Source organism: Clostridium sp. OM05-5BH, assembly GCF_003481505.1.
Classification (GTDB): Bacteria; Bacillota; Clostridia; order Lachnospirales; family Lachnospiraceae; genus Otoolea; species Otoolea fessa.
Window position 1 is genome coordinate 289,014 of record NZ_QULJ01000002.1, and the last position, 21,046, is coordinate 310,059.

25 protein-coding genes and 3 tRNA genes are annotated in these 21,046 nt (G+C 48.9%); 26 read left to right on the forward strand and 2 right to left on the reverse strand.

Annotation, left to right across the window (positions count from 1 at the left end; translation table 11 throughout):
* Positions 1 to 46: 46 nt before the first annotated feature.
* The 13 genes from DXB70_RS03780 to DXB70_RS03840 all read left to right on the forward strand — a co-directional run bounded on the left by DXB70_RS03780 (position 47) and on the right by DXB70_RS03840 (position 12,004).
* The gene (locus tag DXB70_RS03780; protein WP_118672676.1) at positions 47 to 1,669 is read left to right on the forward strand and encodes a putative DNA modification/repair radical SAM protein; all 1,623 of its coding nucleotides are present in this window, start codon (positions 47 to 49) and stop codon (positions 1,667 to 1,669) included.
* Between the two features lie 20 nt (positions 1,670 to 1,689).
* The gene (locus DXB70_RS03785) at positions 1,690 to 2,487 is read left to right on the forward strand and encodes a TIGR03915 family putative DNA repair protein (protein WP_118672677.1); all 798 of its coding nucleotides are present in this window, start codon (positions 1,690 to 1,692) and stop codon (positions 2,485 to 2,487) included.
* A 329-nt stretch (positions 2,488 to 2,816) separates the two neighbouring features.
* Positions 2,817 to 3,110, forward strand: coding sequence for a hypothetical protein (locus tag DXB70_RS03790; RefSeq protein WP_118672678.1), 294 nt, complete (start codon positions 2,817 to 2,819; stop codon positions 3,108 to 3,110).
* A 183-nt stretch (positions 3,111 to 3,293) separates the two neighbouring features.
* A complete protein-coding gene (locus tag DXB70_RS03795) occupies positions 3,294 to 3,686 on the forward strand; it encodes a GntR family transcriptional regulator (RefSeq protein ID WP_107000076.1) in 393 nt (130 codons plus the stop codon).
* Positions 3,673 to 4,572: an ABC transporter ATP-binding protein gene (locus DXB70_RS03800; protein ID WP_022358565.1), complete on the forward strand. Its 900-nt coding sequence runs from the start codon at positions 3,673 to 3,675 to the stop codon at positions 4,570 to 4,572. The genes DXB70_RS03795 and DXB70_RS03800 overlap by 14 nt, the downstream gene beginning before the upstream one ends.
* Entirely contained in the window at positions 4,547 to 6,964 is a 2,418-nt protein-coding gene (locus DXB70_RS03805; protein ID WP_118672679.1) for a DUF6449 domain-containing protein, read from the forward strand. Before DXB70_RS03800 ends, DXB70_RS03805 begins: the two co-directional genes overlap by 26 nt.
* A 249-nt stretch (positions 6,965 to 7,213) precedes the next feature.
* The gene (locus tag DXB70_RS03810; protein WP_118472868.1) at positions 7,214 to 7,789 is read left to right on the forward strand and encodes a zinc ribbon domain-containing protein; all 576 of its coding nucleotides are present in this window, start codon (positions 7,214 to 7,216) and stop codon (positions 7,787 to 7,789) included.
* Positions 7,790 to 7,792: 3 nt separating this feature from the next.
* Entirely contained in the window at positions 7,793 to 8,299 is a 507-nt protein-coding gene (locus tag DXB70_RS03815; RefSeq protein WP_022358562.1) for a small multi-drug export protein, read from the forward strand.
* A 211-nt stretch (positions 8,300 to 8,510) separates the two neighbouring features.
* Positions 8,511 to 11,183 carry a heavy metal translocating P-type ATPase gene (locus DXB70_RS03820; RefSeq protein WP_118672680.1) on the forward strand — a complete coding sequence of 891 codons (2,673 nt, stop codon included), beginning with the start codon at positions 8,511 to 8,513 and terminating at the stop codon, positions 11,181 to 11,183.
* A gap of 73 nt (positions 11,184 to 11,256) precedes the next feature.
* Positions 11,257 to 11,592 (forward strand): metal-sensing transcriptional repressor, encoded by a 336-nt coding sequence (locus tag DXB70_RS03825; protein ID WP_022358560.1) that lies wholly within the window; start codon positions 11,257 to 11,259, stop codon positions 11,590 to 11,592.
* A 130-nt stretch (positions 11,593 to 11,722) separates the two neighbouring features.
* Positions 11,723 to 11,796 (forward strand) — tRNA-Pro (locus DXB70_RS03830).
* A gap of 18 nt (positions 11,797 to 11,814) precedes the next feature.
* A tRNA-Glu gene (locus DXB70_RS03835) sits at positions 11,815 to 11,886 on the forward strand.
* A gap of 45 nt (positions 11,887 to 11,931) precedes the next feature.
* Positions 11,932 to 12,004: transfer RNA gene (locus DXB70_RS03840), tRNA-Thr, on the forward strand.
* Positions 12,005 to 12,097: 93 nt separating this feature from the next.
* Here DXB70_RS03840 and DXB70_RS03845 read toward each other — a convergent pair.
* Both DXB70_RS03845 and DXB70_RS03850 read right to left on the reverse strand, forming a co-directional pair.
* The gene (locus DXB70_RS03845) at positions 12,098 to 13,435 is read right to left on the reverse strand and encodes a site-specific integrase (RefSeq protein ID WP_118672681.1); all 1,338 of its coding nucleotides are present in this window, start codon (positions 13,433 to 13,435) and stop codon (positions 12,098 to 12,100) included.
* An 81-nt stretch (positions 13,436 to 13,516) separates the two neighbouring features.
* Positions 13,517 to 13,921 (reverse strand): helix-turn-helix transcriptional regulator, encoded by a 405-nt coding sequence (locus DXB70_RS03850; protein ID WP_107000070.1) that lies wholly within the window; start codon positions 13,919 to 13,921, stop codon positions 13,517 to 13,519.
* Between the two features lie 144 nt (positions 13,922 to 14,065).
* Here DXB70_RS03850 and DXB70_RS03855 point away from each other — a divergent pair, with 144 nt between their 5' ends.
* The 13 genes from DXB70_RS03855 to DXB70_RS03905 all read left to right on the forward strand — a co-directional run bounded on the left by DXB70_RS03855 (position 14,066) and on the right by DXB70_RS03905 (position 20,787).
* Positions 14,066 to 14,263, forward strand: coding sequence for a helix-turn-helix transcriptional regulator (locus tag DXB70_RS03855; RefSeq protein WP_107000069.1), 198 nt, complete (start codon positions 14,066 to 14,068; stop codon positions 14,261 to 14,263).
* A 64-nt stretch (positions 14,264 to 14,327) separates the two neighbouring features.
* Complete coding sequence (locus tag DXB70_RS03860) at positions 14,328 to 14,507, forward strand: helix-turn-helix domain-containing protein (protein ID WP_233430162.1); 180 nt, start codon at positions 14,328 to 14,330, stop codon at positions 14,505 to 14,507.
* 12 nt (positions 14,508 to 14,519) lie between these two features.
* Entirely contained in the window at positions 14,520 to 14,930 is a 411-nt protein-coding gene (locus tag DXB70_RS03865) for a hypothetical protein (protein WP_118672682.1), read from the forward strand.
* Between the two features lies 1 nt (position 14,931).
* Positions 14,932 to 15,234, forward strand: coding sequence for a hypothetical protein (locus tag DXB70_RS03870; RefSeq protein ID WP_118672683.1), 303 nt, complete (start codon positions 14,932 to 14,934; stop codon positions 15,232 to 15,234).
* Positions 15,224 to 16,096, forward strand: a complete 873-nt coding sequence (locus tag DXB70_RS14095; RefSeq protein WP_182448410.1) for a hypothetical protein — start codon at positions 15,224 to 15,226, stop codon at positions 16,094 to 16,096. The genes DXB70_RS03870 and DXB70_RS14095 overlap by 11 nt, the downstream gene beginning before the upstream one ends.
* Positions 16,071 to 16,736, forward strand: coding sequence for a replicative helicase loader/inhibitor (locus tag DXB70_RS03880; RefSeq protein ID WP_118672684.1), 666 nt, complete (start codon positions 16,071 to 16,073; stop codon positions 16,734 to 16,736). The genes DXB70_RS14095 and DXB70_RS03880 overlap by 26 nt, the downstream gene beginning before the upstream one ends.
* 118 nt (positions 16,737 to 16,854) lie before the next feature.
* Positions 16,855 to 17,319 (forward strand): hypothetical protein, encoded by a 465-nt coding sequence (locus DXB70_RS03885; protein ID WP_147354036.1) that lies wholly within the window; start codon positions 16,855 to 16,857, stop codon positions 17,317 to 17,319.
* Positions 17,320 to 17,628: 309 nt separating this feature from the next.
* Positions 17,629 to 17,769 carry a hypothetical protein gene (locus DXB70_RS14100; RefSeq protein WP_182427331.1) on the forward strand — a complete coding sequence of 47 codons (141 nt, stop codon included), beginning with the start codon at positions 17,629 to 17,631 and terminating at the stop codon, positions 17,767 to 17,769.
* A gap of 324 nt (positions 17,770 to 18,093) precedes the next feature.
* Complete coding sequence (locus DXB70_RS03890) at positions 18,094 to 18,510, forward strand: hypothetical protein (protein WP_118672686.1); 417 nt, start codon at positions 18,094 to 18,096, stop codon at positions 18,508 to 18,510.
* 13 nt (positions 18,511 to 18,523) lie between these two features.
* The gene (locus DXB70_RS03895; protein WP_118672687.1) at positions 18,524 to 19,363 is read left to right on the forward strand and encodes a hypothetical protein; all 840 of its coding nucleotides are present in this window, start codon (positions 18,524 to 18,526) and stop codon (positions 19,361 to 19,363) included.
* Between the two features lie 64 nt (positions 19,364 to 19,427).
* Positions 19,428 to 19,655: a hypothetical protein gene (locus DXB70_RS03900; RefSeq protein WP_107000061.1), complete on the forward strand. Its 228-nt coding sequence runs from the start codon at positions 19,428 to 19,430 to the stop codon at positions 19,653 to 19,655.
* The gene (locus tag DXB70_RS14105) at positions 19,648 to 19,815 is read left to right on the forward strand and encodes a hypothetical protein (RefSeq protein ID WP_181357150.1); all 168 of its coding nucleotides are present in this window, start codon (positions 19,648 to 19,650) and stop codon (positions 19,813 to 19,815) included. Before DXB70_RS03900 ends, DXB70_RS14105 begins: the two co-directional genes overlap by 8 nt.
* Positions 19,816 to 19,905: 90 nt before the next feature.
* Positions 19,906 to 20,787: a sigma-70 family RNA polymerase sigma factor gene (locus DXB70_RS03905; RefSeq protein ID WP_118672688.1), complete on the forward strand. Its 882-nt coding sequence runs from the start codon at positions 19,906 to 19,908 to the stop codon at positions 20,785 to 20,787.
* The last annotated feature ends 259 nt before the right edge of the window (positions 20,788 to 21,046 follow it).

The following is a 21,046-nucleotide window of genomic DNA, read 5'->3' on the forward strand; positions in this document are numbered from 1 at the left end:
ATAAATACAGAACAGATGTTCGAGAAACGGGAGGAGGCAGAACCTCATGCTGATACAGGAAAATCTTTCAATCGAAGAAAAGTTAAGAATTTTATCGGATGCGGCGAAGTATGACGCCGCCTGCACATCCAGCGGCGTGGGTAGAAAGGGAAAGGAAGGCTTTCTTGGAAACAGCCGGGTGGACGGCATCTGCCACAGTTTTGCCTCGGATGGGCGCTGTATCTCCCTGCTGAAAATTTTATTTACGAACCAGTGCATCTATGACTGTCATTACTGTGTCAACCGTCGGAGCAATGACACGGTCCGTACCTCCTTTACGCCGGAGGAGGTCTGCCGTCTGACGATGGAATTTTACCGGCGCAACTATATAGAAGGATTGTTTTTAAGTTCCGGTGTGCTGGAGACACCGGATCACACGATGGAACTGCTGTATCGGACCTTGTACCGGCTTCGCCGCATCCATCGGTTTAACGGCTATATCCATGTGAAAGCAATTCCGGGGGCAGATCCGGAGCTGATTGAGAGAGTGGGCTTTCTGGCGGACCGGATGAGTGTGAATCTGGAGCTTCCGACGGCTGATGGTCTGGCGCGCCTGGCACCGGGAAAGACGCGGGACAAGATACTGCGCCCGATGCGCCAGATCCAGACTGGGATCGCGAGACAGCTGGAGCAGGAAGGGCGTCTGGAGAGCAGAGGGGCATGGCTTCCGCAGAAAGAGCGCGGAGAAATTCAGATTCCGGGAGACGGGAGATATGGAATTGGTGGTAAAGCGATAGGAAAAGGGGAAAGGGAATGTCTGCAGGCTGACAAGGGAATTCTGAGTCCGAATCAGACAGAGACAAAGATGGATTGGGGGCGGAATGGAGACAAGGTAAAAGGATTTATGAGGTCGAAAGAGCCGGGGGAAATGGATGAAAGGGTTGGAAGGACACATACACCGGAGATCCCCCGTGTCATCCCAGGACGATCGATCTATGGCAGTTTCGGACTGGGAAATATCTCAAACCGCAAGAATTATTTCGTCCCCGGCGGTCAGAGCACACAGCTCATTGTCGGGGCGACTCCGGAGAGTGATTATCAGATGGTTGCGGTCGCGGAAGCGCTGTATCGGAATTTTGGATTAAAGAGGGTCTTTTATTCGGCGTTTATCAAGGTGAATGAGGACAGCCTGCTTCCGGATCTTCCGGACGGACCGCCGCTTCTGCGGGAACACCGTCTGTACCAGGCGGACTGGCTGATGCGCTACTATGGCTTCCGGGCATCGGAACTTCTGAGTGAAAAGCACCCTAATTTTAATGTGTTTCTGGATCCGAAGTGCGACTGGGCGCTGCAGAATCTGGGTGAGTTTCCGGTGGAGATAAACCGGGCATCGTATGAGACACTTCTGCGTGTTCCGGGCATCGGGGTAAAGTCTGCGATGCGGATTGTCGCAGCGAGAAAACAGGTGGCGCTTCGGTTTGAAGATTTGAAGAAGATGGGAGTTGTGCTGAAGCGGGCAGTATACTTCATTACCTGTTCAGGGCGGATGATGTACCCGGTGCAGATCCATGAGGATGCGATCGCGGCACAGCTAATCAGTGAAGAGAAGCGGAAGCAGTGGCAGTTGTCACAGAGCGGGCTGTACCGCCAGATGTCGCTGTTTGATGATTTTCATATGGCGCAGGCATGAAGCAGACGGAGGAGAGAAAAATGGTTGTATTTGTATGCGAAGACAGTCCAGAAGGTATATTCACAGGAGTATATGATGCCTGGAACAGCCGCTTAGGGCATGAGAACGTGCGGCTGGAAGTACAGGGCGAATATAATTACAGCCTGTTTTCGGAGTACCGAGAGGTGGCTGTGGATCGGCTCAAGGCACAGAAAGTCGTGCGCTCGGTGCGTCGATCCCTGTCAGAACTGGCGTACAGCTGGATTTACCGCACGGCGCTGAGTGAGCGGGAGGATCGGGCAGAGGCGGTCTACCGCTTTCTGATCTGTGGGTTTAGCGCAGGGGCAGCAGGGAGACGTATCACGGAAAATTTACAGATACCGGCGGTGCAGACAGTCTTTCAGATCAACCGTGCGGTTGCCAATGAAGCGCATTTGCAGACAGAATTTCTGCGGTTTGCAGAATATTCCGATCATGTACTATTTTCTGAGATTGGTCCGAAAAACCGGGTGACGGCATTGCTGATGCCGTATTTTACAGATCGCCTGCCCTCGGAACCATTTATTATCTATGATAAAAATCACCAGGAAGCGGGAGTCTGGACAGGAGAGGGGCGGTGGTATATGATGCGTGGGGCTGAGACAGAACCCCTGCAGGCGCTTTCCGGGAGAACCGATCAGAGCGAATATGCGGCGCTCTGGAGTGCATTTTTTCATCAGATAGGAATTAAGGAGCGGGAAAATCCAGCCTGTCAGCGGATGCACCTGCCGCTTCGCTACCGGAAATATATGACGGAATTTCAGTCCGGTTCCAACCGTTCAAATTTGGCTAAATTGTGAACAAATCGTAAACACAAAATCGAGAACCTTGTTCATAAAGAAACGAAAAAAGAATAAAAATAAGCCGGAAATCGGGAAAAAACAGCATTGAAACGAGAAAACTGCTGCATATATATTAAGATTTAAAGACCTTAAAAAACAATGTAAAGTCAACAGAAACAAGGATTTTTCTTACGGAAACTTTCGATTTTTGTAAGAAATACGGGATTTGTTTAGTGAATGTTAATTATCTGTTCATATTTTGGACATAATTTGTTTTTATTATAGGTCACGTACCGATGAGGTACAAGAAAACATAAATCGTATGTTTTAAAGAGGAGAGAATAATTATGAGAAAGAATCTTACAAAAACAGCAGCAATCTTAGTTATGAGTGCAATGGTAGCAGCATCTGCTCTGACCGCTTGCGGCAGCAAAGCAGAGGAGACAACTGCAGCAGCAGAGGAGACTGTAGAGGCAGAAGAGACTGAGGCAGTTGAGGAGACCGAGGCTGAAACAGAAGAGACTGAGGAAGTTTCCGAGGAAGAGACCGAAGAGACATCTGAGGAAGAGACTGAGGCAGCTGAGGAGACTGAGGCTGAAGCAGAAGAGACTGAGGCAGCTGAGGAGACACAGGCTCAGTAATCAATCTTTGATTGCAGAAGTTTGTTTCTATTCGGATATAACCAAAAGGGTTGTTAAGAAAATCGTAAGAGGGCAGTCGGTTGACAATCGGCTGCCCTTTTTGTATACTATAACCGTATTAAATGAACTAATACACTTATGATTTTTGATACAGGGCAGAATGGAGGAAAGGAGAATGTGAGCATGATTCTGATTGATTATAAAGATCGACGACCTCTCTATGAGCAGATTGTTGAGAAGCTGTCGGATCTGATGGTCCGGGGGATTTTGGAGCAGGACAGTCAGCTTCCATCCGTGCGGAGTCTGGCAACGGAGCTGTCGATGAATCCGAATACGATCCAGCGGGCGTATGCAGAGCTGGAACGCCAGGGATATATTTATTCGGTTAAGGGCAGGGGCAGTTTTGTGGCGGATAACCGGCAGATTCGGGAGAGGAAGCGGCAGGAGATCTGGGATCAGCTGGAACTTCTGATCCGGGATGCAAAAGGAACCGGCATCACGATGCTGGAGTTCCAGGAGCAGGTCATCCAGAGCTATGGAAGTGAGGAAGGAGGAAACAGGAATGATAAAGGCTGAGAATCTGACGAAGCGTTTTTATGATACAGTGGCAGTCGATCATATCCATGCGGAGATTCACAATGGAAGTGTCTTTGGTCTGATTGGAACCAACGGAGCCGGGAAAAGTACTTTTTTGCGGATGGCAGCCGGTATTTTAAAGCCGGACGAAGGAAGCGTTACGGTTGATGATGAGACAGTATTTGAGAATACAAAGGTAAAGGCACGGTGCTTTTATATCCCGGATGAGCCGTATTTCTTAAGCAATGGAACGGCGGAAGATATGAAGGTGTTTTATCAGGGAATTTATCCGAAGTTTGATGCAGCCCGGTTTGATAAACTGCTAAAGAATTTTGAACTGGAAAGCCGGCGGAAGGTGCAGACCTTTTCGAAGGGTATGAAAAAACAGCTCGCTGTGCTGTTGGGCATTTGCGCGGGAACCGATTATCTGTTCTGCGACGAGACGTTTGACGGGCTGGATCCGGTCATGCGGCAGACGGTCAAGAGTCTTTTTGCCAATGATATCGAGGAGCGGAACCTCACGCCGGTCATCGCCTCCCATAATCTGCGGGAGCTGGAAGATATCTGCGACCATGTAGGTCTGCTTCACAAGGGGGGAATGCTTCTCTCAAAGGATCTGGACGATATGAAGTTAAATATTCACAAGATTCAGTGTGTGCTTCCGGCGGGAGTGGGGAGCAGCGATTTGCAGGGAATCGATATTATAAAGACGGAACAGAGGGGAAGTCTCCTGACGCTTACTGTGCGCGGAAAACGGGAAGAGATTCAGACAATTTTACAGGCGTATCATCCGGTGTTTTTTGAAATGATACCGCTTTCCCTGGAAGAGATCTTTATCAGTGAAACGGAGGTGGCTGGTTATGACATCAAAAGGCTTGTTTTTTAAATATATGAGAGAAAATACGAAGCAGCGTCTCTGGAGCGTGGCGCTTACCGCACTTTTGTGCTTCTTTCTGTTTCCAGTCCTGACAGCGCTGGAAACCAGCATAATGCTGCGTCCGGATAACTTGTCTAAAGATCTGAGCGTCGAAGCGGCGTTAGCAGAAGCAAAATTAAAGCTGACCAATGAGATGCTGCATATGTATTCGATCCAGAATGCAATGCTGGTATTTATCCTGATTGTGACGGCGGTGGTGCTGGCAGCGTCCGGTTTTTCGTATCTCCATTCGAAAAAGAAAACGGATTTTTTTCACAGCCTCCCGATCAGCCGTGAAATGCTTTATACCGTAACCTGTCTGGACGGTATCCTGTATCTGGCGGTTCCGTATCTGGTATTTTTGCTGGTGGCAGGTGTGATGCTGCAGGTGAAGGGCGCGCCATTTTTATGGGGAACCCTGCTGATTGGGTATGTACAGCATATGTGCTTTTTTACCCTGGTGTACATGACGGTTGTGCTGGCAGTGATTCTGACAGGCAATCTGATCGTAGGATTACTTGGAACCGGCGTATTTTTTAGCTGGGGACCGGGCGTGGCTGCAGTGATATCGACGTATTTTTCCGAATACTTCATGACGTTTTATGACAATGGCAATTTCCTGCTGCGCTGGTGCGAGCGTACCTCACCGGTTTTCTGGTACGGCACGGCAACCGGTTCGGAGCATCCGACCCGGATGGCGGTTATCGCGTTGGCAGTGGCGGTTCTGCTCTTTGGTCTGGGAATGTTCCTGTACCGGAAACGCCCGTCTGAGGCGGCTGGAAGAGCGATGGCATTTAAGGTAAGTGAGCCGGTGATCCGTTTCCTTCTGGTTGTGCCGATCACGCTGTTTTCCGGAATGATTTTCCGGTCAATCCTGAATGATGATATCTGGACTGTGTTTGGCTTGCTCTGCGGACTGCTCATCACCAGCTGCCTGATCGAAATTATCTATCATTTCGATTTCAAGAGCTTGTTTGCGCATAAGAGACAGCTTGCCATTAGTGCGGTGGCAGTGGCAGCCATTTTCTTGGGGTTCCGCCTGGATGTGGCAGGATATGACAGCTATCTGCCGGATGCTGACAAGGTTGCATACGCGGGTATTTACTGTGATGCGCTGGACAACAATGCGGCAGGGGCTTACCATGTGACTCCGAGAATGTATAGGGATGGCTACAGTGTTGGAATGGAATGGGCGTCCCAGGGAGATGTGGCAGATAAAATGCAGATCTCGGATGAGGATGGAATCCGTGTCCTGCGGGAAATTGGCGCGCAGGGCATCGAGACAGCTTTCAGACAGCGGAAGCATTTGAACGGCGGACAGGATTGGATGAGTGAGGCGGATCTGGATTCACGCTATGATTCGATCGTGCTGTCCTGGCATCTGAACAATGGAAAAACCGTTTACCGTAATTACCGCACGATCAATGTATCGGAGCTGCGGGAACAGCTAGATTCCATTTATGAAAATCAGAGCTATAAACTGGGAATGTACCCGGTGCTGTCCCTACAGGCAGACGATACCGCAGGCATCAATTACAAAGAGGAAGAGGACTGCAGCCATGTGAAGCTTCCGGATGAGCAGACGAAGGCGGCGCTTCTTGCTGCATACCAGAAAGAGCTGATGGCTCTGACGCCGGATATGCGCCGGGAGGAGATGCCGATCGCGGAGATTCAGTTTAAGACAAATGAGATGCAGGCGATGATTGATGTGATTCGTAAAAATGGCGGCTATTATGACACATTTAACCAGTTTGATTATTACCCGATTTATCCGTCCTTCCAGGAGACGATCGCGATTCTGAAACAGTGTGGTACCGAGGTCGGCAGCAAGGTGACGCCGGAAAATACAGAAAAAATCGTGCTTCAGTATCAGGGCGGCAAGATTCCGGAGGATCAGCTGGCACCGGCAGATACAGAGCTTGGAAAACGCCAGCGGGAGTATCTTCAGAATAACAGCAGACGCGAGGTAACGATTACAGATCCGGAACAGATTGCAGAAATTCTTGCAAACTCCGCTTCGGATGATATGGTGCAGATCAATCAAATGGCGGAGGCATATCAGGGGATCAATATTGCAGTATATGTGTCCGGTATAGAGGACACAGGGGCAGTTTCAGAGGATGATTTGAGGGATTCGGTAAATTCAATGGAGGAAAATGAGATAGGTCAGACATATACGGTGGATGCCGGTCAGAATGTCCTGTATGATGGGGAATATGCGGCGGACTATGAAATGGATGAATCGGGTCAGTATGGCATCTACCAGCGCTCGTTCCGCTATGGCAAGGTTCCGGAGTTTGTGAAATCGACCTTCGGCCTGACACCGGAATTGATGCGGCTGAACCGGGTGTTTGCGTATTAAAAAAGTTGCCTAGAGTTGATTTAGGGATGCAAAAGATTGACTTTCTCCCCTGTAGGGACTAAAATAAGGGGAAACGTAGCGGTTCAGCCGGTTTATGTATTTGATGCAAAAATCGGCTGAATCGTTATGAGAAAATATCAGATGCCTTGGTTTTGCATGAACCTACCGTTGCATTTAGAACAGCGATGCACTGTCCCATCAGGCAGAACGAAATTTGAGGCGTACATATCCCGCAGAGGAGGAAGAAAGATGGCATTTTTCGATGAACTTGGAAAGGTGATCAGCGATAAGAGCAAGGAAGCTGCGAACCGGGTAAAGGACATCACAGGCGTATTACAGCTGAAATCGAAGCTGTCCGCCGAGAAAGATAAGATTAATAAGGCATATATCACACTGGGAAAAGCATACTATGACAGACATGAGGGCGAGCTGGAAGGGAAATTTGCAGATGAGTTCCACACTATCCAGGCAGGGCTTGTGAAGATTGCGTCCCTGGAGGATGAGATTGCCGAGTTAGAGGGCACAAGAGTCTGCGCGGAGTGCGGCGCAAAGGTGGAGAAAAATGCGGCATTCTGCAGCCGGTGCGGTGCGCCGATGGATTCGACGACATCTGCAGATGTGCATGAGCCGGAAGAACCAGAGGAGATGCAGGAGACTATCTTTGAAGAGAAGGATGAAGCTGCAGCAGATAAGGCGGTTGACAACGCAGAAACAGAAGGCACGGCTGGCCCAGACGCGGATTCCGCGGATGCTTCGGACTCTGTTTCGGAGAACACCACCGATACTGCGGCACAGAATGAAAATAACAGCGGGGAGCAGGCATAATTTATGGATTCACTGGTACAATGGTTTACAGCTAATTTATCCGGAGTCATATCGAAGGAGGCAATTATCTTCATTATCTCGATGATTCCGATTCTGGAACTTCGAGGCGGGCTTCTGGCTGCGTCACCGGCACTCTTAAACGTGCCGATCCTGCGGGCGATCCCGATCTGTATCGTGGGAAATATCCTGCCGATCCCGTTTATCCTGCTTCTGATCCGCCATGTGCTGGAGTGGATGAAGAAGGTTCCGTGTTTCCGTGGTATTGCGCTGTGGCTGGAACGCAAAGCGATGAGCAAAAAAGGGCAGATCGAGAAATATGAGTTCTGGGGGCTGATGCTCTTTGTCGGCATCCCGCTTCCGGGAACCGGCGCATGGACAGGCGCGCTGGTGGCATCCCTGCTCCACATGAAATTTGGCAAGGCATTTGGCGCGATTTTAGTCGGTATCGCGCTGGCGACGGTGATTATGTCGATTCTGTCCTACGGCGTGCTGGGCGTGCTGTTTGGATGATGCGCAGATAAAAATGGAATAATGTCTATGCCCGCAAAAGGGCGGCATGGATGCGAATGTATAAAAGACTCTGTAAGGGGAAATTCTCCGGACAGAGTCTTTTTGCGTCCATTATTATTTTGTTGAGAAAAAGAGATCATAAATGAAATTGGGGTTGACATATACCCTATGGGGGTATATTATAAAGGCAGTTAAGAGATAGGAGGAGACCATGAAGCAATATACAGTAACCGGCATGAGCTGCGCGGCATGCAGCAGCCGGGTTGAAAAGGCAGTATCGAAAGTGCCGGGTGTCACGGCATGCTCGGTCAGCCTGCTGACAAATTCGATGGGCGTCGAGGGCGATGTGCCCCCGGAGACCGTGATTCATGCGGTGGAAGATGCCGGATATGGCGCATCCCTGAAAGGACAGGGCACTGCAGCGCAGGCGCAGAGCGCGTCGGAGGCAGAGGACGCCTTAAAAGATCGGGAGACGCCGGTCTTAAAACACCGTCTGATCGCATCGCTGGGATTCTTAGCAGTCCTTATGTATATGTCGATGGGACATATGATGTGGGGCTGGCCGCTGCCGCACTTTATGGATGGCAACCATGTGGCGATGGGACTTTTGCAGCTCCTTTTGGCCGGAATTATCATGGTGATTAACCAGAAATTCTTTATCAGCGGTTTCAAGGGACTTTTACACCGCGCCCCGAACATGGACACGTTGGTAGCACTTGGTTCCGGCGCGTCGTTTATCTACAGCACATATGCGTTGTTTGCGATGACGGACGCCCAGTTAAAGGGCAACGACACGGCAGTCATGTCCTACATGCATGAATTTTACTTTGAGTCGGCGGCAATGATTCTGGCGCTGATCACAGTCGGAAAAATGCTGGAGGCGCGTTCCAAGGGAAAAACGACGGATGCCTTAAAGGGACTGATGAAACTGGCACCGAAGACAGCTGTTATCATCCGGGATGGAGTGGAAACAAAGGTTCCGATTGACGAGGTAAAGAAGGGTAATGTATTTGTTGTACGCCCAGGTGAAAATATCCCGGTGGACGGTGTGGTCCTGGAAGGAACAAGCGCGGTCAACGAGGCAGCACTGACCGGCGAGAGTATTCCGGTGGATAAGGCACAGGGTGACCCGGTTTCGGCGGCAACGGTCAACCAGTCTGGTTATCTGCGCTGTGAGGCGACCAGAGTCGGTGAAGATACCTCCCTGTCGCAGATCATCCGCATGGTCAGCGACGCGGCGGCGACGAAAGCGCCGATCGCCAAGATTGCAGATCGGGTTTCCGGCGTGTTTGTCCCGGCGGTTATCACGATCGCAGTGGTGACAACGATTATCTGGCTGTTGGCAGGACAGACGTTTGGATTCGCACTGGCGCGAGGTATTTCCGTACTGGTTATCAGCTGCCCGTGTGCACTGGGACTGGCTACGCCGGTTGCGATTATGGTCGGCAACGGCATGGGCGCGAAAAACGGAATCTTGTTCAAGACAGCTGTTTCGCTGGAAGAAACCGGAAAAATGGACATTGTAGCGCTTGATAAGACGGGTACGATCACCAGCGGCGAGCCGCGTGTGACCGACGTCATCCCGTCTGGAGGTGTGACTGAGAAGGAGCTGGTAAGCCTGGCGCTTTCCCTGGAAAAGAAGAGTGAGCACCCATTGGCGAAAGCTGTTCTTCTCTATGCAAAAGAACAGCAGATTGATGCGCCGGAGGCGGCTGATTTCCAGGCGCTGCCGGGTAATGGACTTTCCGGTACGTTAGACGGCGCTTCACTGGCAGGCGGAAGTTTTTCCTATATCAGCGGACATACGACGGTGTCCGCACAGGAACAGGCATCCTTTGAGCGTCTGGCATCGGAAGGCAAGACGCCGCTGTGCTTTATGAAAAATGGTCGTCTGGCTGGTATGATTGCCGTGGCAGATGTCATCAAGGAAGACAGCCCGCAGGCGGTCAAGGAACTGCAGAACATGGGAATCCGTGTGGTTATGCTGACCGGAGATAATGAGCGGACCGCCCGTGCGATTGGGGCACAGGCTGGTGTGGATGAAGTCATTGCCGGAGTACTTCCGGATGGGAAAGAGAGTGTCATCCGCAGCCTGAAAGAACAGGGTAAGGTGGCAATGGTCGGTGATGGTATCAATGATGCCCCGGCGCTCACGCGTGCCGATATAGGTATCGCGATCGGAGCTGGTACAGATATCGCGATTGATGCCGCGGATGTGGTGTTGATGAAGAGCCGTTTGAGTGATGTTCCGGCGGCAATCCGTCTAAGCCGTGCGACGCTTCGAAATATTCACGAAAACCTGTTCTGGGCATTCTTTTACAATGTTGTGGGTATTCCACTTGCAGCCGGTTTGTGGTATCCTATCTTTGGATGGAAATTAAATCCGATGTTCGGCGCTGCAGCGATGAGCTTATCCAGCTTCTGCGTAGTGACGAACGCGCTGCGGCTGAATCTGTTTAAGATGCACGATGCATCGAAGGATCATCCGATGCGGAAGAAGGCTGAGAAGGCTGCTAATAAAGGTGGAGAAAAGGCAGAAAACGCAGGTGCAGTTAGGATGGGGGCAGAAGACACCCGGTCAATTGGGCAAACAGCAAATGGAAATGAAACTGTTTCAAAAGAAATGCAAAAAAGTGAGAATCAAAAAAATCATATAAATATGGAGGGAATAACGATGACAAAGACAATGAATATCGAAGGAATGATGTGTGGGCACTGTGAGGCACGCGTAAAGAAAGCGTTGGAGGCACTGGCAGGCGTGGAGAGCGCAGAGGTCAGTCATGAGAAAGGAACCGCGGTCGTAAGCATGAGTGCGGATGTGGCGGACGATACGTTGAAAGAGGCAGTTGAGGCACAGGATTATAAGGTGGATTCGATTCAGTAAGATGAAAAAAGCTGCGAAATGGTGGAATCAAAAGGCTATTTCGCAGCATTTTGATAAAAGATAGGAGAAAAGCATGGGCTGTTGTAAATGTGAATCCCAAGCGCAGGTCTGTCAGGGAGGAGAGACGGAACGCCACAAACACAGAAACCTGACCGAAGAAAAAGATCTGCTGAAACGTTTAAACCGGATCGAGGGACAGGTGCGCGGTGTGAAGGCGATGGTGGAAGACGAGCGATACTGCGTCGATATATTAAACCAGGTATCAGCGGTTCAGGCGGCGCTGAACAGTTTTTCCAAAGTCCTGCTGTCAAACCATATCAAAACCTGTGTGGTCGATGATATAGAGGCGGGAAATGGGGAAGAAGCGGTTGAGGAACTGTGCAAGACGATTCAGAAGCTGATGAAGTAAATATAAATTTATTGAATTGAGCAAACACAAGCAACTATAGCGAAATATTAAACATAATAAATATTTTTAAAAATTCTTCAAAAAAAGTGTTGACATTCTCCCGGATTTATATTATACTACGTCATGTAATCGAGGCGTGGCTCAGTTTGGTAGAGCGCTGCGTTCGGGACGCAGAGGTCGCGTGTTCGAATCACGTCGCCTCGATTCTATTATAAAACATACGGCCTGTTGGTCAAGCGGTCAAGACGACGCCCTCTCACGGCGTAAACCCGGGTTCGATTCCCGGACAGGTCATCGAAAGTTGCTTTGGGTTTTCCAGAGCATTTTTCAAATTAAAATGCTTCCTTGGCTCAGTTGGTAGAGCGACGCATTCGTAATGCGTAGGTCGCCGGTTCAAGTCCGGCAGGGAGCTGACGAGTGGAAACCCTTGTAAATCAAGGGTTTTTCTTGTATCTGAATATAAAAAATGCCGTCCGAAAAGGGCGGCTTTTTGTGTTTTTGGGGACTATTCGGGGACTGAATTTTTTGTATTAGCCTTTTTGGATAAGGTATCAGCCAGAGCGTCAGAGGCTTTTCGATCTAGTTCTTTCAAGGCGTGACTGTAAATATTTAGTGTTGTTGTTACGTCAGAATGTCCTAGACGGCTTGCAACCGTGCGGATATTGACGTTTGAGCCGATCAGCAGAGTGGCGGCGGTGTGCCGGAGTCCGTGCAGAGGAATAAGCGGCAGCAGGGCGCTTTCGTCTGTCTGCGTGGCGTTGTAATTGTTTATAACACGGTGTAAAATCTGGTAAGGTGTTTCAAGCCCCATCATTTCCCCATTCCAGCGGGTAAAGATATATCCGCCGTTTTTCCATTGGGAGCCAATCGAAAGCCTGTAATATTCCTGTTCCTTCTTCCATTCCTGTGCAAGGGAGATAACGATCTCCGGAAGTGAGATAGTGCGGGCAGATTTTTTCGTTTTGGTACTCTTTATGATGATTTTTTTCTTTACACGGCAAACGCTTTTCACTATGCTGATAGTCGCGTTCGTAAAGTCCAGATCGTCCCATGTGAGGGCGACAAGTTCCCCACGCCTGCAGCCGGTAAAGATTGCCAGATAAAAGAGAAATTTATATTGTGTCATGCTGCGCCGGTTCGCCCGGAGATCATCGAGGCGCTGCGCTGTGGTGTCGAGTGGTCGCGCCAGCCTACCGGATGCGGTGTAATAGGCGGGATTCTCCAGGGCTTCAAGGAAGCGTTCGGCTTCCGGCTGTGAGAAGAACACGATCTTCTCATCCTCCGGTGTGTCTGGTGCTTTTATCTGTACGCGCTCCATCGGGTTCGCCGTCAGGAGATTCCAGCGGACGGCCTGCGAGAGCATAGCGGATAAAACAGCGGCTTTTCGTTTGACCGTGCCACATGAGAGCGTTTTCCCGGATCCGTCTGCCTTTTTACGCTTCAACAGCGCATTCACATATTCCTGTAAATAGAGCGGCGTGAGGTTTTCCAATGTCATATACCCGAACGCGCTTATAAATTCCTTGATAGCTGATTCTGTAGATTGAAGCGTCCGCGGTGCCTGGTTCTCTTCGGCGTATTCTGCCAGATATTTGGCGGCGTATTTCTCAAACGTCATAATATGCCCGTCTGTGTACTGACCTGTTAATACCTTGCGCTCGAAATCGGCGGCAAAGGCGGCAACGTCTTTTTCGATAGATGCCGCGCTTTTGGGGTTTCCCTTAGCCGTCAACAGCTCCGGCTTGTAAGTGATTTTCCGGCGGATCTTCTTGCCGATGCTGTTATATCCACAGCTCACAACGATTTGATAGGCGTTTTCGCCTGTTTTTTTAATTGATGCCATCGTTTAACTCTCCTTTGTTCCTGCCGGGCTGGGGCGTCTGGGACAAACAGAGAAAGTGCAGAACGATTCGTTCAGTCAGCTTTATTTGTGATCCGGATCGGTTGTATCTGGTTTTTCTCGAAGCTTTTTTTCAAGTTTTTCGATACGCTCGTCTAAGTCTTGTATTTCTGCAGTTAAAAAAATAACCTCTTCTTTTAGGTTGTCTCGAGCATTTCTATACAACGTGAGTAAATTTTCAAAAGAGCCTCTTGTTCTATTATTTAATTCAACATCTGTGAGCTGAAAGCCGTCATATCTATTTATAAAATAGTCGGTAGGTACATTTAAACTAGCGGCTATTTGCTGCAATGTTCCTAGTTTTGGCTTTCGTTTCCCGTTTTCGTATTGTGCAATCATCTGCGCTGAAACCCCTAGTGTATTTCCGAGTTCCTTTTGGGTCATGCCTCGTTGCTGTCTTAAATCGCGGAGAGTATCGCCGAATGTCATTACATAAACCTCCTGCCTGTTTTGGGATAAATTAATAATAACATGATGAAAACAAAAAAGAAAGCAAAAGATTGATAAAATGACTTGACTAAAGCAGATGATTGTGTTTTAATTAAAGCAAATGATTGAGAAAGGAGAGAAAAAATGGCGAGAATTGATAGAAAAAAATTTGTCATTGCATTGATGGATGCAGATTTGAAACTAATTGATTTAGCAAAAAAGTCAGGTTTGTCAAGGAGTACTATAACGGCAGTAAAAGGCGGAAAAAGCTGCAGCAAAAGGACGGCGGACACTATTGCCCGCGCTCTGGGCGTGGATGTAACCGAAATTATCGAAGATTAACAAGACGATCCGGGCTGGGGCGTCTGGGATGCACAGAGGGCATCAGAAAGGAGAAAACAGAACTATGACAGTACCAACGATGGTTACCATCAAAGAAGCATCTGAAAAAACCGGTATTTCCTATAACCGGCTGCGGTGCTTGTGCTTAGAAAAGAAAATCGTGTATATCACGGCGGGATGCCGGTATCTGATTAACTTTGAAAAGCTGGTTGAATACCTTAACAACGGCGATCCGAGACAGTAAGGGGGCGAGGCTATGAATGAACAGCTCTATGAGAAAATGTGGCAATCTGCGGAATCATGGCTTATACCGGAGTTCCGGCGGCAGTATATCGAATGTGGAAAGGTTGAGGATTGCCCGGAATATAACCAGATGCGGGACTTCTGCCAGGCTGTGAACATTGTTGGAGCTTGGGCGGGCGCTCCTGAAGTATCGCCGGAAAGCATTGTGTGCAACGTTAAGACGCGCGATCCAGGCATCACAGGGACGGAGCAGCGGAAAGAGGACTTGAAAGCGGCTTATTGTTGGCTGTGGGAGGTTGTGCCGCTTCTGTCCGGGAATGAGGGCGATTTAGAACGTGCTTCCAGGATGTTTTTGCAGAAGCTAAACAGCATTCACTACGAAATGGAGCGCTTGGGCGTGTTCAGAACGGAGCGGAGGCGGTAAGATGCAGATAGTTGATCTTATGGCGCTGCGTGTGAAGAAACAAGGCCGTTTAGACTTCAAGGCGGTACAAATGACAGCGGAGCAGATAACAGCACGGCGGGCGGCGCTCCGTCAGTGGCTCATGAAAAGTCGCTTTGCGAATCTGCCGAATGATACGCTGGATGCTGTACGCTTCTGGAAGCTGGCAGCAGGCGGCTACATACTGGAAGATGCGGGCGGCTATGAATATTACCTGTCTGAAAGTCAGTTGAACGGCGAAGAGCCGGAGCAGGCAGCAGGAGAAAGGGCGAACGATGGCAAATAGACGAATGTTTTCGAAAGATGTGGTTGAAACGGATAAATTTTTGAATATGCCGTTGACATCACAGGCGTTGTATTTTCACTTGGGGATGGAGGCTGACGATGACGGCTTTGTAGCATCCCCGAAAAAGGTGCAAAGAAGTATTGGATGCAGTGAGGGAGATTTACAGATCCTTGCGTCACGTGGGTTTATTATTCCGTTTGAAAGTGGGATTGTGGTTTTGGTGCATTGGAAACAAAACAACTATATTCAGGCGGATAGATACAGGAAAACGGTACACAAGGAAGAAGCGGCGTTATTGCAAAATGATAACTATGTATACCGCTTGGATCCAACTTGTATACATCCTGTGTCCAGCTTGGATCCACAGGATAGTATAGGTAAGGATAGGGTAGGTAAAGATAGTATAGAGTTAGATAAGGATAATATAGATAAGGATAATATATATGTTTGCTCGGAGCTATCGCCTGTATCCAAGATGGATACAGAAAAAACGGAGCCGGAAAAGGTGGAAACTGTAGAAGTAGAACCGGTTCCAAGTGGCTACAAGATTATCTTGCTTGATAAGAGCTTTTATGAAATCCCGCTTGAAAAGCTGAATTTCTGGAAAGAATCCTATCCGGCTGTGGATGTGGAACAGGAGATCCGGAACATGGAAGCGTGGGCGGATGCAAACCCGACAAGGCGAAAAACCCGAAACGGGGTAGTGCGTTTTATCACTAATTGGCTTAAAAGGGAACAGGACAAGGGCGGCAGTTACCAGAGAGGAAGCAGCCAGAAAGGGGCGGCTTTTAATGCGTTCGATTACATACAGAAACAGATAAGTGGAGGTGGTGAAAATGATTACACGGGAACAGGCTTTTAAAATTATCGGACTCTTTCAGACGGCTTACAAAGAGAGTTACCGAGATTCTACACCGGAAGAGATAGAGCAGAAAGCGGCCATTTACCGGGATATTCTTCAAGATTATACCTTTGAGCAGGTGCAAGCCGGTATTCGGGCGTATATGTCAGAAAATCATCAGTATGAGCCAAAGCCGGGGCAGATTATTGCCAGAATCCGGGGAAATATAGGCAACCTGGACGAGCTGGCAGCAGAAGCATGGGGCGAAGTATGGAAAAAGATTGTTTGCCGGGCAAGTGTGGCAACACAGGAAGATTACAACGCTCTTCCGGAGCTGACCCGGAAAACAGTTCCGTTCGGTCTGTTGCTTACCTGGGGAAAGGCGGAGGATCCGGGTGCCGAAGCATTCGCCCGCAGGGACTTTATGAATGATTACAAGATTCTTTTAGCACGGGAACAGGCACGGCAGGCGATACCAAAGGCAGCGCTGGAAGCTCTGCAGCGTTCAGCAGAGCCGGAGAAGCTGGAAGATAAGGCGGCGGATTCAGCTATAACGCCTTGCATCAGTGACGGCCAGACAGTAAAGAAGAACACCGGCTATACGGACTCCGAAGGGTATCAGCGGAAGCGGGCGGCTTTGTACGAACGATTGAAAAAGTAAAATAAAAAAAGCCCTTAGGATGTGGGGCATCCATAAGGGCAAGGCTTACAGCCGGAGCTGTGAAAAGACCATTTAAAGTATAATATCACAGCCCGGCGGAAAGGACAAGAGAATGAATGTGAAAATTATAGACAAAACCGGGAAATTTATTATTTATGACAAGAGAAATACGCTGCTTATAACTGCGGATATGGCGCAGGCGGGAAAGCTTGCCGAATTGATACAGATGTATTTTTCGCTGGAATATTGGCAGCGCCGCGAGGTGGCGGAACATGGAAGCGAAAAGATTCGCGCGTTGCTTCGGTATCTGGATCGGGTGGATAGGATGTCAAGGAAGCGGCAGAAAGCAGCGTATAGAACGCGTATAGAACGGGATGTAAATATTTCACAGTATCAAAACGTGGTATTCATAAAGGGGACAGAACTGGGGGATTTGTACGAGGCAATGCGGAAAAGATGGACGAATAAAAACGGGCGCTTTTGTAATGCCTTTGATGCAAGTTTATTTTACAATTTAGGTTTTGTGCATGGAGTCCGGGAAGAACGGGCGAGGCGAAAGCGGCGGAGTTTAGAAACTCAATAACGAACTGCTTTTTTTAAAGTCGGATTTTCCGACATTTCAAGCTGCTTTCCAGATTTGGAAAGCGAAACAGCTTTTAGACAAAAATGTCCGAAAGTACAGACGACTTTACATAGATTTAATCAGACTGAACCGCTGACCGCTGCGACAGTGCGGGACGTAGCGAAACGCGACACCCTTGGAGGTATAGGAATGAATGAAAGAATGACATGGGAGTTCCTGAAAGCATCGTTGTTTATTAATTTTCTGTTTGCGCTGGCGTTCTGCTTCGTGAAATAGAGTCGGAAAGCGCGACGGAAAAGGAGGAAAAACGTGATAAAGATAAAAATATCGTATGAGCGGCCGGAAGAGCTGCAGAAAGTCCTTGAAAGGCTGGCGCCGAATGTGAAGAATTTAAAGGTGGCTAGGAAACAGGACGGCAGATTCTTAAAGGCATATGTGACAATGGAATAAGATTTTGGCAGGGGATAGGCACTTGAAAAAAAGCAGCTTATCCCCTGTTTTTTCTTTGAAATGGCTTGAAAAACAGCCGGAATCCTTTGTAAAATCAATGGTTTTCTTGAATATATCCCCCTATTATGGTATAATAGACATAGCAAACAAAACATTGATAGTACCCCACAGAAAAAATGTGTGTGCCTGTTTACTCTCCAAACTGTGGAAGCCTTTGATAGAATGGCGCGGGAATAGCTTAGTTCAGAAATGAACGAAGTTGTTTCTGCGCCTTTTTGTTTGCTTAAAATAGCCCACCGGGCGTAAAACGGGAAAGGAAATGGAATGGAAAATAACACTAACACTCAGACAGAGGGAAACAACACCCAGCAGACAGCGGGGGATAGCACAGAACCGAAGACGTTCACACAGGAAGAAGTGAATAGAATCGTTCAGGACAGATTAGCGAGAGAAAGAAGAGGCACCGGGCAGACTATCGAGGAAAGAGAATTGGATCTTACCCGGCGAGAAAATAGAATGAAATGTGCTGAAAAGCTGACGGAAACAGGATATCCGAAAGAATTGTTAGATATCCTTGATACATCAAACGCTGAAACGTTCATGGAGAATGTCGGGAAACTGGCAGCGATGCAGATCCAGGCGCCGAACGCAGCACCGATCCCGCGGGTGGTGGGCGTTACTCCGGGCGCTCTCAAAGATGGCGAGGAGGCGGATATTCGAAAGGCTTTCGGCTTAGACTGAAAGGAGTTAATGAATGTCGATTGATTTAGTAACAAAGTTCGCCCCGTATACGGACGAAAAATTTAAGGCAGAAAGTAAAATTTCACTGCTTACGAACCAGGACTTTGATTTCGTAGGTGCCCGCATTGTCAAAATTTATAAAATCAGTACCGCGGAAATGAACGATTATGTCCGCCATCCGGTTTCTGACTATGCGGCATCCAGATACGGAACAGCAAAAGATCTTGACGCCACTACAGAAAGTTTTGAAATGACAAGAGATCGTTCGTTCACATTCACGATTGATAAACTGGATGAGGACGAAACAAATCAGCAGCTCACAGCGGCAAAGGCACTTGCCAGACAGCTCCGTGAGGTAGTGATTCCGGAAGTGGACGCATACACCTATAAAGCGATGGCAACGAAAGCGGGCAATAAACCGGATGCGGTAGCGCTTACCGCTGAAAATATCTATACGGAGATTCTGAAAGCGAGCAAGGCGCTGGATGATGAGGAAGTGCCGGAGACTGACAGACAGCTTGTTGTCAGCCCGGAAGTGTACCAGCTTATGAAGCGTTGCAAGGATATCACAATGGAAACGGAGATCGGGAACGATTTAAGGATCCGCGGCGTAATTGCCAACCTTGACGGCACGAACGTGATCAAGGTGCCGGCGGTAAGACTTCCGGAACACTTCGGTTTCATGCTGGCTCATCCATCCGCGACGGTAGCACCAACCAAACTGGCTGACTATAAAATCCACCAGGATCCGCCGGGAATCAGTGGCGATCTGGTAGAGGGGCGTATCGTCTATGATGCGTTTGTGCTGGATAATAAAACAAAGGCTATTTATTATCAGGCACAGCCGGAATAATAAAAGAGCGCTTCGGGCTTTCCTGTTGGATTGTTCGGGGCGCTTTTTTTATGTGAGGTGGTAGATGGGAAAAATAAGATTACGGACAAACAGTGCAACGGAGGTGCGCCGGACTATATCACGGGTAATCAACATGGTCGCGAACGGAGAAATGGACAGCAAGACCGGAAATACAATCATAGTTGGCTGTAATGCGGTTCTGTCATCCATTCGCACAGACGAACAAAAACGCCGGATTGATGAGCTTGAACGGCTTATCAGAGAGAGCGAGGAAGGAGAGGGCAATGGATAGGATAGAAAGCCTTGAAAGGAGATTTAATCGCCTGCAGCGCTGCGAAATAGAAGATATGTTTGATGTAGAGCTGAATATTTACGGCTATGATTACGCGGTGGAAGAGTACGGGAAAGAATACGTTGATCGCCGGATGAAAGGAGGAAAAGAGAGTGGATGAGATTCTGAAGGTGCTTGCGATCGTACTTGGGGTTTGGCTGGGGCGCTGGATTGCAGGAAAATGGGATAAATAACAAAGAGGGGTAAGGACATGACGAACGAGGAACTTGTGATCCGGATCCAGTCCGGGGAGGATGTGGGAAACAACATGGCGCTTCTGTATGGACAGGTAAAAAACTTTATTCGGTCGATTGCCTGGCAGTATCGGGACAGCGGAGAAATGGAAGATTTAGAGCAAGAAGGCTATCTTGCATTGTATCCGGCTATAGACAACTTCGATCCGGATGCAGGCTGTAAGTTCCTTACCTATGCAGCACCTTGGATCCGGCAGGCAATGCGGCGCTATCTGCAGAACAGCGGCGGTTGTGTGCGGCTCCCGGTGCATTGCCTGGAACAGATTCAGAAGATGCAGAAATATCAAGCCGAATATTACAGAAAACATGGTTGTGATGCGTCAGATGCCGAGATTTGCCGCTTTATGGGTCTTACCCTTGAACAGGTCGAGGGACTTCGGGAAAACGCCTGTATGATGAATCTGCGAAGTCTGGAAGCACCTGTAACAGGGCGCGATGGTTCAGAGGATGCCACAGCGGGCGAACTGGTTGCATCTGCTGAAAGTCTGGAAGAGGATGTAATAGAGCGGATCCAGCGCGAGGAATGCAGCCGGGAGGTGTGGGCGTGTGTGGATGAGCTGGAGCCGAAGCAGGCGGCGATCATCCGGGCGAGGTACCAATATAGCGCCACACTGGAACAGGCAGGGCAGTTATGCGGTCTGACAGCAACAGAGGCGCGGACAAGGCAGAATAAAGCGTTACGGCGGCTGCGGAGCTGGGACTATCGGGAGCGCCTGGCGCGGTTCCTGCCAGAGTACGAAGAAATATACGGCGATGGACTGCGAGGAAATGGCGTGGAACGCTTTCAGAGGACATGGACAAGCAGCACCGAGCGCGCCGCGCTGCATCTGGTAGAGTGATGTTTCTTAGGGACTGTTTGGGGACTGAAATCGTAAAAAGTCCCCAAAAGTTATGAAAAAGTAGAGAAAATAGGATTCGAAAAACCCTTATAAATCAATGGTTTCAAGACTTTTTACAGAGCATGGAAAGACTTTTCTTCTCGTTCGTAATGCGTAGGTCGCCGGTTCAAGTCCGGCAGGGAGCTGATGAGTGGAACCCCTCTTGATTATCAAGAGGGGTTTCTTGTATAATTGGAAATACCTTGGATTTTGCCGATGC